Source organism: Tumebacillus algifaecis, from assembly GCF_002243515.1.
Classification (GTDB): domain Bacteria; phylum Bacillota; class Bacilli; order Tumebacillales; family Tumebacillaceae; genus Tumebacillus_A; species Tumebacillus_A algifaecis.
In genome coordinates, this window is sequence record NZ_CP022657.1 from 2199696 (window position 1) to 2216502 (window position 16807).

The 16807-nt window shown below is 57.9% G+C and carries 1 protein-coding gene; it reads left to right on the forward strand.

From position 1 onward, the window contains the following. Window positions 1-7: 7 nt before the first annotated feature. A complete protein-coding gene (locus tag CIG75_RS09800; RefSeq protein ID WP_094236495.1) occupies window positions 8-16780 on the forward strand; it encodes a non-ribosomal peptide synthetase in 16773 nt (5590 codons plus the stop codon). The last annotated feature ends 27 nt before the right edge of the window (window positions 16781-16807 follow it).

A 16807-nucleotide genomic window follows, 5' to 3' on the forward strand; every position in this document is an offset into this window, starting at 1 on the left:
GGAGCGTATGACTTTCACCAGCCAAGAAGAGACAGCCAATACCACTGAGGTATACGTTTTTCCCGCCTCATTTGCCCAACAGAGAATGTGGGTGTTAGATCAACTCATGCCAGGTACGTCTGTGTACAACATCCCGTTTGCTGTCCGGATGCAAGGGGAGGTTGACGGGGATGTTGTCGAAGCGTGCCTGAACGAAATCGTGGCGCGGCACGAAGTGTTGCGCACGCGTTTTCTGCCGATCGATGGGCAGCCGATGCAAGTCATCTCGCCATCTCTTACCCTTGCGATGCTCCGCGCCGATCTGCGCGGAGCCGAGGAGGGGGAGCGGGAGGCAGCGCTGCGTCATCTGGTGGAAACAGAAGCGGCTCAGCCGTTTGACCTGCGCAAAGGTCCGCTTCTGCGCGTGCAACTGATCTGTGTGCAGGAAGGGGAGCACGTTTTGCTCCTCACCATGCACCACATCATTTCGGACGGCTGGTCGATGGGCGTATTCATCAACGAATTTGTCGCCTTGTATGAGGCGTTTCGCGCCGGGTTGCCCTCGCCGCTTCCAGACTTGGAGATTCAATATGCGGACTATGCGGAGTGGCAACGCGACTACCTGCAGGGAGAGGTGTTGGAGCAACAGCTGGCCTTTTGGCGGCAACAGCTAGGGGATGATCCGCCCGCGCTGCAGTTGCCGACCGACTTTCCTCGCCCGCCTGTACAGACCAATCGCGGGACGACGATGAGTTTTACGTTGCCGACCGAGCTTGCCGAACGGCTCAAGGTGGTCTGTCAGGAACAAGGAGTCACGCTCTTCATGTTGCTGATCACCGCTTTCCACACGCTGATGTATCGGTACAGCGGGCAAGAAGACATTTCGGTCGGCACGCCGGTCGCGGGCCGCAACAGCCAGGAGACGGAGGAACTGATCGGTCTGTTTGTCAACACGCTCGTCCTGCGTGCCGATCTGTCGGGAAATCCGGCGTTTGCCGATCTGTTGCAGCGCGTGCGCGAAACGGCGGTCGATGCGTTTGCCAGCGCAGACGTGCCGTTCGAAAAGCTGGTCGAGGAGCTCAAGCCGGAGCGCGATCTGAGCATCTCGCCGCTGTTCCAAGCGATGTTCACCTTGCAGACCACGACACCAAGCGGTATCGAACTGCCCGGAGTCACGATCTCGCCCTTCGAATTTGAAAGCCGCATCGCCAAATTTGATCTGGAACTTGCCATGCAAGATCGTCCCGAAGGCTTGACGGGATGGCTGGAGTACAACACTGACCTGTTTACGCCAGCAAGGATCTCGCGGATGTTGAACCATTTTCAAACGTTGTTAGAAGGGGTCGCCGCCAATCCAGCTCAGCCGATTGGCGAACTGCCGCTGTTGACCGAAGCGGAGCGTCACCAACTGCTGATCGAGTGGAATGATACGAGCGCCGAGTTCCCGCAGGACATCTGCCTGCATCATCTGTTTGAGCAACAGGTCGATCAAACGCCCGATCTGGTCGCCGCCGTCTATGGCGAGCAGGAATTGACGTATGGTGAACTGGAAGATCGGGCCAATCAGTTGGCGCATCATCTGCAGTCGTTAGGTGTCGGGCCTGACGTTCCGGTCGGCGTCTGTGTCGAGCGCTCGCTCGATCTGGTCATCGCATTGCTTGGCGTGCTCAAAGCGGGCGGTGCCTTTGTTCCGGTCGATCCGGAAGCACCACTTGACCGCATCGATCAGTTGCTGGAAGAATCGCAGGCGGCCGTTTGCTTGGCACAGGCCCATTTGAAAGGCGGGCTGCCCACGCAGCGCACGCGCTTTGTTTTCCTCGATGAAGAGCGTGCAGAAATCGCAGCCTATCCGAAGTTCAGGCCGTCGGCTCACGTATTGCCGCACCATCTCGTCTCGATCTACTACACATCAGGTTCGACCGGCAAACCGAAAGGCGTGGCCAATGAACATCTGGGCTGGGTCAATCGCATGATCTGGAACCAGAAAGCGCATAACTTGCAAGCGGGGGAAACCGTTTTGCAAAAAACGACCTTGACCTTCGACGACTCAGCTGTCGAGTTTTTCTGGCCGCTGATGGTCGGCGGACGTATCGCGCTGCTCGAACCGGGACTGCACCGTGACCCGCGGGCGATCCTGGCAGCGGCAGAGCGTTTCGAAGCGGTGTTGATTCAGTTTGTGCCAAGTGTGCTACGGCTGTTCTTGGAAGAGGTCACACCAGCGGCAGAAGCGAAGCTTTGCGCCTTGCGCAGCGTGATTTCCAGCGGGGAAGCACTGCGCCCCGAGTTGGTCGATCTCTTTTTCGAACGCCTGCCCGGACGCAAGCTCTACAACCTGTGCGGGGCGACCGAAGTATCGATCGACTCGACCGTACACCTTTGCACCGAAGACGATTTGCAGGGTGAAATCGTGTCGATCGGCAAGCCGTTTGACAACAACACGCTCTATATTTTGGACGCACACCAGCAACCTGTGCCGATCGGTGCGGTCGGTGAGATCTATTACGGCGGTGTCGGTTTGGCGCGCGGGTATTGGATGCGTCCCGACCTCACCGAAAAAGCGTTCTTGGACAACCCGTTTGAGCCGGGCACCCGCATGTACAAGACGGGCGACCGCGCCTATTTCCGTCCGGACGGCTCGGTGCAGTTCCTTGGGCGCAACGACGATCAAGTCAAGATCCGCGGCGTTCGTGTGGAACTGGGCGAGATCGAAGTGGCCCTCGCGCTACATCCGTCCGTTCGCGATAACGTTGTGATCGCACACGAGTTTGTCAAAGGGGATAAGCGCCTGATCGCCTATGTGCTGGCCCATCCGGGGCAAGCGGCCGATGTAGCCGAGTATCGCCGCTTTATGAAAGAGAAACTTCCCGACTACATGGTGCCGTCCTTGTTCATGCTCGTCGATCACATCCCACTCACGCCAAACGGAAAGGTCGATCGTCGCGCCTTGCCGCTGCCCAGTGCAGAACTGCTCGGACGGGAAGCGGAGTATCGCGCACCTCGCAACAGCGTGGAACAGCGGCTGACAGAACTGTACAGCGAAGTGCTGGGTGTGCCGAAAGTGGGCATCTCCGACAACTTTTTTGAACTGGGAGGCCATTCACTGCTCGCAACACAGGTTGTCTCGCGGATTCGCGATGCGTTCCAGATCGAATTTCAACTGCGGCATCTGTTTGAAGCACCGCTGATTTCCGATCTGGCGTCGCGCATCGAAGCATCCCTGTTCGAACAAAATGGGGATCGACTGCCTCCGATTCGGGCGGGTTCGCGCGACGGCAATCTGCCGTTATCTTTTGCCCAACAGCGCTTGTGGGTGATTGATCGAATGCTGCCGGAAAGTTCGGTCTATAACATCGTATTTGGGTTGCGCATGACGGGGGAACTCGATCTGTCGGCGCTGGAGCGAAGTCTGACTGAGATCGTCAGCCGCCATGAGATCTTGCGCACCACGTTCACCGAAGCAGAAGGTGTGCCTGTGCAGGTGATCGCCGAGGCTAGGTCACAAACGCTCGATGTGATCGACCTGACGTTGCTCGACAGCGAGGCTCGCGAGCAGGAAGTGCTGCGTCAGGCGCAAAGCGAGGCACAACGCGGATTTGATTTGACACGCGGCCCGCTGTTCCGCTGTTTCCTGCTCCGGCTCGCGACAGATGAACATGTGTTGGTGCTCAACATGCACCATATCATCTCCGACGGCTGGTCTACCGGCGTGTTGGTTGGCGAGTTCGCTTCCTTGTATGCCGCCTTTACAAAAGCAGAGCCCTCGCCGCTGGCGGAGCTTGCTGTGCAATATGCCGATTATGCCCAGTGGCAACGGGACTGGTTGGCAGGGGAAGTGCTCGACGCTCAATTGGCGTATTGGAAAGAAAAACTGCGCGGCGTCGAAACGTTGCAGTTGCCGACCGACTCTCCACGGCCGGCGGTGCAGAGCAATCGCGGTGGGCGCATTCCGATCCAGTTGCCGCAAGAGGTGGTACAGGGACTGAGCGAGTTGAGCCAAACGGAAGGAGCAACTTTGTACATCACGTTGCTCGCCGCTTTCCAGACCTTGTTGTACCGCTATACGGGTCAGGAGGACTTTGCCATCGGTTCGCCGATCGCAGGGCGCACCGCGGCGGAGATCGAACCGCTGATCGGCTTTTTTGTCAACACGCTCGTTCTGCGCAGCGACCTGTCGAAGGAGCTGACGTTCCGTGAACTGCTGGAACGGACGCGAGTTACGACGTTGGAGGCGTTCGCTCATCAGGACGTACCGTTTGAAAAGTTGGTGGAAGAGCTCCAACCGGAGCGGAGTTTGAGCCATTCTCCGCTGTTCCAAGTGATGTTTACTCTGCAAAACACGCCCATTTCGCAGTTGGAACTGCCAGGACTGTCCGTTGCGCCTTTGGAGATTGAACACGGTAATGCGATGTTCGATCTGTCCTTGACTCTTGCCGAGACGGAGACGGGTGTACAGGGGGAACTGGAATACAACTGTGATCTATTTGCTGAACAGACGGTAGCGCGGATGGTGGAGCATTTCACCGTCTTGCTAAGCGCGATCATCCACATGCCGGACCAAAAGCTGAGCAGCTATCCACTGCTCCACGAAACGGAACGGGAACAGGTGTTGGAAGGGTGGAACGGACGTGCGATCGAGGTTCCAGCAGGGATGTGCGTACACCAGCTCTTCGAACAGCAAGCAGAGCAGAAGCCGGATGCGACCGCCATCGTTTTTGCAGGTAATCGATGGACCTATCTCGAGGTCAACGAGCAAGCCAATCGCCTCGCTCACCACCTGCGCCGCCGCGGGGTAGGCCGAGAAACGCTGGTCGGAATCTGTGTCGAGCGTTCCGAGCAGATGGTGATCACCGTCTTGGCGGTGCTCAAAGCGGGTGGCGCGTATGTGCCGATCGATCCGAGCTATCCGAAAGAACGGATCTCCTTGATGCTTGAACAGTGTGATCTGACCCTGCTGCTCACCGAATCTGAGCTGCTCGGCATGTTGCCCAATCATCAAGTCCCTGTGATTTGCGTGGATCGAGAGCGGGAACTGTTGGCACAGGAGCCTGTGCACAATCTGGTAGGAGAGGCGACCCCGACCGATTTGGCGTATGTGATCTTCACCTCAGGAACGACAGGCGTTCCCAAAGGTGTGATGGTCCAACACGACACGTTGGTTTATGTGGCTCACTGCTACCTACAAGAACACAGATTGGATCACTTCGACGCTCGAATGCTACAGATTGCATCGATGTCGTTTGACGTGTTCGCAGGCGATTTGCTCCGTCTGTTCGTGTCGGGCGGCAGCTTGGTGATCTGCCCAGCTGATGTGCGGCTCGATGTAGCTGCTCTGTACGAGTTGATCAAGGCAGAAGCGATCAATTATATCGACCTGACCCCAGGGCTTGCTGTTCCTTTGCTGGAGTATGTGTATCAAAACGGGTTCAAGATCGATCAGGTCGAGTTGTTCTCGGTCGGCTCCGATGTGTTCTCTGCCGCCGATTATCGACGAATGCTTGAACGCTTTGGAAACGGAATGCGAATCATCAACTCCTACGGCATCACCGAGACGACGATCGACTCCGCCTATTTTGAAATCGACTTGGCACAGTTTGACCTGTCGCTTGCCGGCTCTGTGCCGATTGGCGGACCATTGCCTGGAACCTGTTTTTACATTCTCGATGCTGAGATGAACCCACAGCCAGTCGGGGTCCCCGGAGAACTGTACATCGGAGGCCGAGGGGTGGCGCGCGGCTATTACAAGCGCCCCGATCTGACAGAGGAGCGCTTTGTCCACAACCCGTTCCGCACGGGAGAGCGCATGTACAAGACGGGAGACCTTGGCGCGTGGCGGCCAGATGGAACGGTGAATTTCCTCGGTCGCGCCGACAATCAGGTCAAAGTTCGCGGGTTTCGGATCGAAACGGGCGAAATCGAAGCGGTGCTGTCCCAACATTCGCAGGTGCGCGAAGTGGCGGTGATCGTGCGCGAGGACGTGCCGGGCGATCAGCGATTGGCCGCCTATTATACCGCGCTAGGAGCGCTTGAGGCCGAGGAGTTGCGCAGGCTGGCCAAAGCTGAACTGCCGACCCATATGGTGCCTGCCGCATTCGTCCAGTTGGAAGCGATGCCGCTGACTCCGAACATGAAATTGGATCGCAAGGCGCTTCCCGTCCCTGTCTATTTGGGAACGGGCGAATATGTAGCGCCAAGCACTGCGCTTGAGCAGATGATTGCCGACTCGTTTGCGGAAGTGTTGCAGGCCGAGCGTATTGGGGCAGAGGATGATTTCTTTGCGAGCGGCGGACACTCGTTGCTGGCGACGCAGGTCGTGTCACGCCTCAATGCTCGTCTACAACTGGAAGTCCCACTCCGTCTGCTGTTCGAATACCCGACACCGTTTGAGCTTGCAAAAGGGATTGAGCACCTGCAAACGGAGGCGCGGACTGAAGAACTGCCGCCGCTGCGGCTAGTTTCCCGGGACGAGGCATTGCCGCTTTCCTTTGCCCAACAGCGCTTGTGGATGCTCGACCAAATGTTGGACGACCGCTCGGTCTACAGCGTTCCGCTGGCCGTGCGGCTGACGGGGCGTTTGGACGCGACGGCACTTGAACAAAGCTTTGCCGACCTGATCGAGCGCCATGAGGTGTTGCGCACTCGCTTCGCTGAGGACAAAGGACATCCTGTGCAGATCATCGATCACGAGCAGTCCGTTCCGCTCGAATTTGCAGATTTTCAGGACGTTCCGCAGGAGGAGCGAGAAGCGTTAGTACGGCGACAGATTGGCGAAGAGGTGCGACGTCCGTTTGAGTTGAGCCGTGGGCCACTGCTCCGCACTTTGTTGATGCGGATCGCACCCGATGAGCATGTCTTGCTTTTGAACATGCACCATATCATCACCGACGGCTGGTCGATGGAAATTTTGATCCGCGACTTGAGCGCCTTGTATGAGTCGCGCGCCAAAGGGGAGCCTGCAACACTCACCGAGCAACCGTTGCAGTACGCCGACTTTGCGCTTTGGCAGCGCGAGTGGCTGACCGAGGACGTATTGGAAAGCCAGATGAACTATTGGCGGAAGCAACTGGGCGGAGAACCGCCTGTGTTGCAATTGTTGACCGACCGTCCTCGCCCTGCCGTGCAGACCTATCGCGGGGCGACGATCGAGTTTCAGGTGGCTACTGAGACGGCGCAGCGATTGCGCAGCTTGAGCCGCCAACATGGCACCACCTTGTTCATGACGTTGCTTGCGGCCTTCCAAACTTTGCTGTTCCGCTACACGGGGCAGGAAGACTTCTGTGTCGGCACACCGATCGCTGGACGCCGCAAGCAGGAGACGGAGCAGATGATCGGCTTTTTCGTCAACATGCTGGTACTGCGCTCCGACCTGAGCGGGAATGACTCCTTCGAAACCGTTTTGGCACGTGTGCGCGAAACGGCGCTCAATGCGTATGCCCATCAGGATGTGCCGTTTGAACGGTTGGTCGAAGAACTGCACAACGGACGTGACTTGAGCAGCTCGCCGCTGTTCCAAGCTGTTTTTGCCTTGCAAAACGATGCGAAAACGCAAGTGGAACTGACCGATCTGTCCCTGAGCATCTTCGAACTGCCGCAGGAGGTCGCGCGCTTCGATTTGAACATGACGCTCAGCGAAGCAGGCGATGCACTGTTTGGCGGTTTGGAGTACAACACCGATCTGTTTGACGCCTCGACGATCGAACGGATGATCGGACATTTCCAAAACCTGTTGCACAGCATCGTCCAAGAGCCGCAGGTCGAACTGTCTCGCTTGCCGATGATCGAAGAAGTGGAGCGCACGGCGCTACTGTACGAGTGCAACAAAACGCAAGTAGACTACCCGACCGAACGATTGGTGCATGAACTGTTCGAAGAGCAAGCTGCGCTGGTCCCGCAACGTCTCGCCGTCGTCTATGAAGATCAACACCTGACCTACCAACAGCTCAATGAGTGCGCCAACCAACTTGCCCATCAACTGCGCGAGTGGGGCGTAGGGCCGGATACGATCGTCGGCATCTGCCTCGAGCGTTCTCCGATGATGATCGTCGCATTGCTTGCGGTGTTGAAGGCGGGCGGTGCCTATGTGGCGTTCGACCCGACCTACCCGCAAGATCGCGTGGCTTACATGCTGGAATTGACACAAGTTCCGGTCGTGTTGACGCAGACCTCGTTGTTGGCGGTGTTTTCAAAGTCGGATGTGTTGTCGCTCTGCCTCGACCGCGACTGGGCGCAGGTAGCGGACAACAGCACCGAAAATCTGGTCAGCGGCGCAACAGCCAACCATTTGGTCTATGTCATCTTCACTTCTGGCTCGACAGGACGACCAAAAGGCGTGATGGTCGAACACCGCAATGTGCTGAACTACCTGTACGGGATCGGCGACGTGATGCAGTTGCCAGCCGAGGCTAGCTACGGCAATGTCTCGACCTTGGCGGCAGACGTCGGGAACACGGCGATCTATCCGGCGCTCTGCCGCGGCGGTACGTTGCACCTCCTGTCGCAGGAGCGCATCTCCGATCCAGGGCTGATGGCCGACTATTTTGCAGAGCATCCGATCGACCTGTTGAAGATTGTTCCGACGCATCTGGCCGCACTGATGACCGCGGCACCGGAGAAAGTTTTGCCGCAAAAAGGCATGGTGCTCGGCGGAGAAACACTGCGTTGGGATCTGATCAAGCGCATTGAAGAGCATGGCTCGGGACAGTTTGTCATCAACCACTATGGCCCGACCGAAGTCACGATCGCAGGCGTGGTTTACCGGGTAGAGGCCGATCTGTCCAGCCGTCAGACCCCAACCGTTCCGCTGGGCCGTCCGATTGGCAATGTGCAGGTCTACCTGCTCGACGAGCATCTAAGCCCGGTACCGTTTGGCGTGCCAGGCGAGGTGTACTTTGGAGGAGCGGGTGTGACCAGAGGCTATCTGGGTCGCCCTGATCTCACCGCAGAGCGCTACTTGCCCGATCCGTTCCGCACCGAACCGGGCGCACGTCTGTACAAGACGGGCGATTTGGCGCGCCGACTGCCCGACGGCAGATTGGAGTTCCTGACTCGGATCGATTCACAGGTGAAAATCCGTGGCTTCCGCGTCGAACTTGGGGAAGTGGAGACGGTGCTCGGAAATCATCCGCAGGTGCAAGAAAATGTGGTGGTAGCACATGAGGACGAAACGGGCGACCGCCGCCTGATCGCCTATGTCGTGTTGGCAGAAGGAGCGGAAGGTGAGCAGGTAGATCTGCGCCAGTTTATGCAGGCCGAACTGCCCGACTATATGGTGCCATCCGCCTTTGTCGAGATGTCTGCGATTCCGCTGACCGCAAATGGCAAAATCGACCGTCGCGCACTACCCGTGCCAGACCTGAACCTGCGCTTGGAAGATGCCGACTACATCGCGCCGCGAACGTCAACAGAGCAGACTTTGGCTGATATCTTTGCCGAAGTGCTTCGTTTGGACAAGGTGGGTATTGAAGAAGACTTCTTCGGCCTTGGCGGTCACTCGTTGTTGGCGACCCAAGCGATTTCGCGTATCTCGGCCGCCTTTGCGATCAAAGTTCCGTTGCGCAGCCTGTTTGAATGTCCGACCGTCGCGTCATTGGCGCAAAAGGTTCAACAGCTGCAAGCGGAGTCGCGCAGCAGTCTGGACACGCCGATTACAAGGGCTTCTCGGACACAAGATTTGCCGCTTTCGTTCGCGCAAGAGCGCATGTGGTTACTCGATCAATTGATGCCTGCGAGCGCGGCGTACAACATGCCGTATGCAGTGCGCTTGAGCGGAAATTTGAACGTTTCCGCGCTCCAGCAAAGCGTAAACGAACTGCTGGTCCGTCATGAATCGTTCCGTACCACGTTTCAGGAGCGGGAGGGCGGCACCGTGCAAGTGATCGCAGAACCTGCATGGCGAAAGTTGCTGGTCGAAGATTTGCGCGTCATTCCGCAACAACAGCGCGAGCGCGCTCTGTTGCAGGAGGTGCAGACGGAGGCAGATCAACCGTTCGATCTCCGCTCGGGCCCGCTGGTGCGCTTTCGACTGTGGCAGACAGCAGATGACGAACATGTACTGCTGCTCACCTTGCACCACATTATTTCGGACGGCTGGTCGCGAGGGATCTTCACACAAGAATTGGGCGAACTCTATGATCACCTCGTCCGCGGCGAGCAATCGATGCTCCCGGAACTTCCACTCCAATACGCCGATTTCGCCGTCTGGCAGCGGTCGTGGTTGCAAGGGCCGGAGCTGCAGAATCAGCTCGCCTATTGGAAAAACCAGCTTTCTGGTGATCTGCCCGTCCTGCAGTTGCCAATCGATCAACCGCGTCCAGCTGTTCAAACCTACGCTGGAGCGACGGCTCATTTTGCCTTGACCCCGGCACTGACCGAAGGGCTGCAACAACTGAGCCAACAACAGGGCGCCACTCTGTTCATGACATTGCTTGGCGCGTTCCAAACGTTGCTCGGACGCCTCGCAGGTCAAAACGACATTCTGGTCGGCACACCGATTGCCGGACGTACACGCAAAGACACGGAACGAATTGTCGGTCTGTTTATCAACACGTTGGTGATGCGCACCGATTTATCGGGCGAACCGAACTTTGTGCAGTTGATCGACCGTGTGCGCGATATGACGTTGGAAGCATTTGCACACCAGGATCTGCCGTTCGAAAAGTTGGTCGATGAGCTTGAGTTGGAACGCGACATGAGTCGCTCTCCGCTGTTCCAGACGTTCTTCGCTTTGCAAAACATGCCGACCGCGACCGATTTTGCTCTGCAAGATGTGAGGATGAGCGCATTCGAGTTTGAGCACACCACGGCGAAGTTCGACCTCTCTCTGTATATGACGGTAGAAGAGGAGACGCTGACTGGGGTGTTTGAATACAACACCGACCTGTTCGAGGCGGCCACGATCGAACGCTTGCTCGGACATTTCCACACGCTGCTTGATGCGATCGTGCACGATCCGACGCAACCGATCTCGCAACTGCCGCTCTTGAACGACGCAGAGCGTTCGCAACTGCTACACGATTGGAACTCGACGGAGCGAGACGTGCCGTCACACCTGCCCGTTCATCGACTGTTCGAAGCGCAAGTGCAACAAACACCTCTTGCACGCGCCATCGTATGCAACGGAGAGAGTCTGACTTATGAAGAGCTCAACGAGCGAGCAAACCGCCTGGCCCATCTGCTTCGAGAGCGGGGAGCAGGCCCAGACCAACTGATCGGGATCTGTCTCGAGCGCTCACTGGACCTGCTGATCGGCGTGCTCGGCATTCTGAAGGCGGGCAGCGCCTACGTGCCGCTCGACCCGACCTATCCGCAGGAACGCCTGCACTTGATGCTCGAAGATTCGCAAGCGTCGCTCCTCGTCACGAAAAGTGCGCTGGCGACCAGCTTGCCGCCGCATGGCGCGCAAGTGATCGATCTCGAGGACGGAGAGCCGTTGACCGCGTTCCCTGCGGAGAATCTGCAGGTGTCGGTAGCGGAGCACGATCTCGCTTATGTCATCTACACATCGGGCTCGACAGGGACACCGAAAGGCGTGGCGATTGAACACCGCAGTTTGAGCAACTTCCTGCTGGCAATGCAACACGAGTTGGAGTTCACAGCGCAAGACGTGCTGTGTGCTGTCACTTCCTTGTCTTTTGACATCGCCGGACTGGAACTGTATCTGCCTTTGATCTGTGGTGCCCAAATTGTCCTCGCCGACCGAGCGACCGTAGGCGACGGCGAACGGTTGGCGCGTCTGCTCGATGAAAAGCAGGTGACCGTCTTGCAAGCGACACCGGTCACGTGGCAGATGTTGCTCGCTGTAGGCTGGACCAATTCATCGCGCCTGCGCATGCTCGTCGGCGGGGAGGCGTTATCTGCAGAGCTTGCGGCTAACTTGCTCGATCTGCAAGCCCCGCTGTACAACCTGTACGGACCGACAGAAGCGACGATCTGGGCTACCGTTCACCGCGTCGAGGAAGTGAAGCGCCCGATGCCGATCGGCCGTCCGATCGCCAACACCCGCGCCTACGTGCTCGATCAAAAGCTACAGCCTGTTCCTGTCGGCGTGTCGGGTGAACTGTATCTTGGCGGACATGGCATCGCCAGAGGTTACCTGAACCGACCGGACCTGACAGCAGAACGCTTCTTGCCCAGCCCGTTCGATGGGGAAGATACGCTGTACAAAACGGGTGATGCGGTGCGCTGGCTTGCCTGTGGCACGTTGGAATACCTCGACCGTCTCGACAACCAAGTGAAGATTCGCGGATTCCGCATCGAGACAGGGGACATTGAAGCGGCACTTAGCCTCCATCCGCACATCAACCAGGCGTTGGTGACCGCACGCGCTGACAAAACGGGCAACAAACGGCTGGTTGCGTACCTGATCGCCCCACAATTGCAAGGCGTCGAGGACCTGTCGCTCTTCGTGCAGAGCAAGTTGCCGTCTTATATGTTGCCAGATGCTTTTCTCGTCTTGGAGCAGTTCCCGCTGACACCAAACGGAAAGATCGACCGCAACGCGCTTCCCGAGCCGAGCGCCAGCATTGATAAAACGCAGATGCACGTCCTGCCGCGCACTCCGCTCGAAGAACAGATTGTAAGCATCTGGGCTGAAGTGCTGGGACATGAAGAGATCGGTGTGACCGACAACTTCTTCCGCTTGGGCGGTCACTCGCTGCGGGCGGTGCAGATGATCTCCCGTCTGAACGCGCGGTTGCAAAAACGAGTTCCGCTGCGCACCTTGTTTGAAGCCCCTACGGTGGCCGGGTTAGCGGAAGCCATTTTGCACCTGCAGCCGGAAGCGGACGGACAAACGATTCCGGTGATCGCAGATGGTCAAGCCTTGCCGCTGTCCTTTGCTCAACAGCGCCTGTGGCTGTTGGAGCAGATGCTTTCGTCCAACTCGTTGTACAACATGCCGTTTGCCGTTCGCTTGACAGGTCAGCTCGATCGTCGCGCATTCGAGAACAGCTTGCTGTTGCTCGTACAACGCCATGAGTCGTTGCGAACCTCTTTCCAAGAGAGCGAAGCGGGCGTCGTGCAAGTGATCGCTCCTGCTTCTGCAGGGCCGTTGCTCGACTTCCACGACTTGCGCGAACTCGCTTCTGCGAAGCGAGAGCAAACCGCACATGAGCTGGTGCAACGGGCAACCGACATGCCATTCGATTTGCAAACCGGTCCGCTCGTGCGTTTCCAACTGCTGCAAGTGGAAGTGGAGGAGCATCTGTTCGTCGTCACGATGCATCACATCATTTCGGACGGCTGGTCGCTCAGCATCTTTGCTGAGGAGCTGTCGGCGCTCTATGTCGCACATCTGCAAGGCGGCGAAGGCGAATCTCTGTTACAGCAATTGCCTCAGGTTCCCGTTCGGTATGCCGATTTTGCAGCTTGGCAGCGCCAGTGGTTGCAAGGAGTGGAGATGGAACGCCAACTGTCGTACTGGAAGCGGCAATTGGGAAGTGAACTGCCCGTTCTGCAACTTCCGACCGACCGTCCACATCCGCCTGTTCAGACCCACAACGGCGCAGTGGAGATGTTTGCGATCGACGCAGGGCTGACCGCGAAGTTACAACAGCTCAGCAACGAGCAGGACGTCACCTTGTTCATGACGTTGCTCGCCGCGTACCAAACGTTGCTCATGCGCTACAGCGGGCAGGAGGACATCGCAGTCGGCACACCGGTCGCGGGACGTCAGAGCGAAGCGACCGAACGAATCATCGGCTTCTTTATCAACACGCTGGTCATGCGCACCGATCTTTCTGGCGCGCCGTCTTTCCTCGACTTGCTGACCCGTGTCCGCGAAACGGCACTTGGGGCGTTCGCGCATCAGGATGTGCCGTTCGAACAGCTCGTCGAAATGCTCGCGACCGACCGCGACGCTTCCCGAACACCGCTGTTCCAAGTGATGTTCGCACTGCAAAACGTGCCGGAACAGCCGCTCCAACTGCAAGGGCTTGCGATCGATGAACTGTCGCTTGTGCGCAACACTGCGAAATTCGAACTGTCCCTCGCACTGGAAGAGGTGGACGGACAGCTGAACGGTGCGTTCGAATACAACACCGATCTGTTTGACGCGACGACGATCAGCCGAATGATCGGACATTTCCGTAATCTGCTGGAAAGCATTGTCGATGCGCCACAGAAAGCGCTTGGCGACCTCACCTTGCTGTCTGCCGCAGAACGCAGTCAGTTGTTGGGGACGTGGAATGAAACGCAAGGTGAGTACCCAGAACAGGTCTGCATCCAGCAACTGTTCGAGCAACAAGCGTTGCGCACACCGCACGCGCTCGCCGTGGTGGCGGATAAGATTTCGCTCACCTACGAAGAACTGAACGGCAAAGCGAACTCCCTTGCGCATTATCTGCGCAAAAAAGGCGCGGGCAGGGAGTCGGTGATCGCCTTGTGCACGGAGCGGTCAGCACAGATGATCATCGGCATGCTCGGCATTTTAAAGGCAGGGGCCGCTTACCTGCCGCTCGATATCACACACCCGGCGGAGCGTCTCCAACTGATGTTGACTGATGCACATCCGCATCTGTTGCTCACCGAAGCGCATTTGCAACCCCTTTTGCAAGGCGCAGGAGCAGAAACGATTCTGCTCGATGCTCACGAAGCCCAGTTTGCACAGGAATCGATGGACAATCCTAGCTCAGTGAATCGTCCTGACGACCTGTTCTACATTTTGTACACATCGGGTACGACCGGGGTGCCAAAAGGGGTCGAATGTATTCAGAGAGGCCCGATCAACCTGATCGCCGATCTCCAGCACAAACGAGCGGTGCGGACGGGCGACAATTGTTCAGTTTGGACGAGCGTAGGATTTGACGTCTCCGTTTTGGAAATCTTCAGCGCGCTGCTGCACGGAGCGACTGTGCAGATCGTGCCAGAAACGGTGCGCACAGACAGCGATGCATTCTTCCGCTGGCTGTGGCAAAACGAAATCCACAGCGCCTACCTGCCGCCCTTTTTGCTCAAAGAATTTGCCAACTGGCTGGCGAGCGGCAACAGCACCAGCCTGCGTCGAATGATCGTCGGGGTCGAACCGATCCGCGAACGGCTGTTGGAGCAACTGCACCGACAGATTCCGGGCGTTACGATCATCAACGGTTACGGCCCGACCGAAGCGAGCATCGCATCGGATCTTTACGTGTTCGATCCGCAGCAGGTCAAAGACCGGGTCACCCCGATCGGCCGACCGGTGCAAAACACATCGACGTACATCTTTGACCGCCATCTGAACCCGGTGCCGATCGGGGTGTACGGGGAGATCTATCTCGGCGGGATCGGCTTGGCGCGGGGCTACCGCAATCAGCCCGAACTGACGGCTGAAAAATTCATCCCGCATCCGCTGAAGCCAGATTCGGGTGAGGTGCTGTACAAGACGGGGGACATGGCCCGCTACCTTCCGGATGGAAACATCGAGTTCCTCGGCCGCGCCGACCAGCAGGTGAAAATCCGTGGGTTCCGCGTCGAATTGGGCGAAGTTGAAGCAGCTTTAACCAAACTTCCTACGGTCGCAGAGAGCATCTGTCTGGTGCACGCTGACGAGCAGGGACAAAAGCGTCTGATCGCCTACATTCTGCCTGCCAGTCAGGTGGGCGCAAGCGAACTGCGCAGTTCCCTGCAAGCGGTGTTACCAGGTCCGATGGTACCGTCCGCGTTTGTGATGGTGGAGCGCTGGCCGCTTAGTCCGAACGGCAAAATCGACCGTCGAGCCTTGCCAAAACCGGAATGGAATCGAGCAGGGGTACAGTATGTCCCACCGCGCGACGAACTGGAATGGCAGCTTGCCACAGTTTGGCAAGATGTGTTGGGACAAGCGCGAGTCGGTATCGAAGATGACTTCTTCACCATCGGCGGACACTCGTTGCTCGCCGTGCGCCTGCTGGCCGAAGTAGAAAAGCGGTTGGGGATGCGCCTGCAGATGGCCAGCCTGTTCCAGCATCCGACCGTCGAACAATTGGCTGAATTGGTGCGCCAAGGCACATCGGAGGCGGTGATCGAGCATTCGCCGCTCGTCAAGTTGAACGCAGGAACGGCGGGAATGACCCCGCTGATCCTTGTCCATGCGGTCAGCGGCAACGCTTTCAGCTATCTAGAACTCAGCGCTGAGCTACGCGAACGCCCAATCTTCGCCTTGCAAGCACAAGGGCTGGAGCCGGGCAGTGCTCCGCTCACCGATGTACAAACGATGGCCGCTCGCTACATCGAAAGCGTGCGCGCCGTCCAACCCCAAGGACCTTATCTGCTTGCAGGTTGGTCGTTTGGTGGAGCGGTCGCCTATGAGATGGCCGCGCAACTGGTGCGGCTCGGCGAACGAGTGGAGCGAGTGCTGCTGCTCGACACGCGGATGCCGACCGCTGTTGGCGAGACGGTCGCAGAACTGGACGAAGCCGAGTTGGCGCTCGGTTTTGTGCAAGACCTTGCGGGACGCTTCGCCTTGGCAGACGAAGTAGAGGTGGAAGCGGGTCAAAATGAAAGGCTGAGCGCAACGGACATCCTGCGTCGAGCGCTCCAAGTCGCGCGCGCCCATCGCGTGCTTTCCGATTCGTTCGAACTGCACGATCTCGAGCGCATGTTCCACGTCTATCGCGCGAATATCACCGCGCTCTGCCGCTACCAACCACAGCCAGCAGACGTTCCTCTCGTCCTGCTGCGCGCCGAACAGGGCAGCCTGCCTGCGACCGCGTTGTCGGAGTGGCAGGGTCTGGGCTGTGAAGCTGTCAGTTATGACGTGCCGGGCAATCACTACACGGTGGTGCAACAACCGCATGTGAAAACGCTGGCTGCGACGATGCGAGCGGTGCTGACCGAACGTTCACGCTGATCACACCCGATTCTAAGCTGTGCCTGC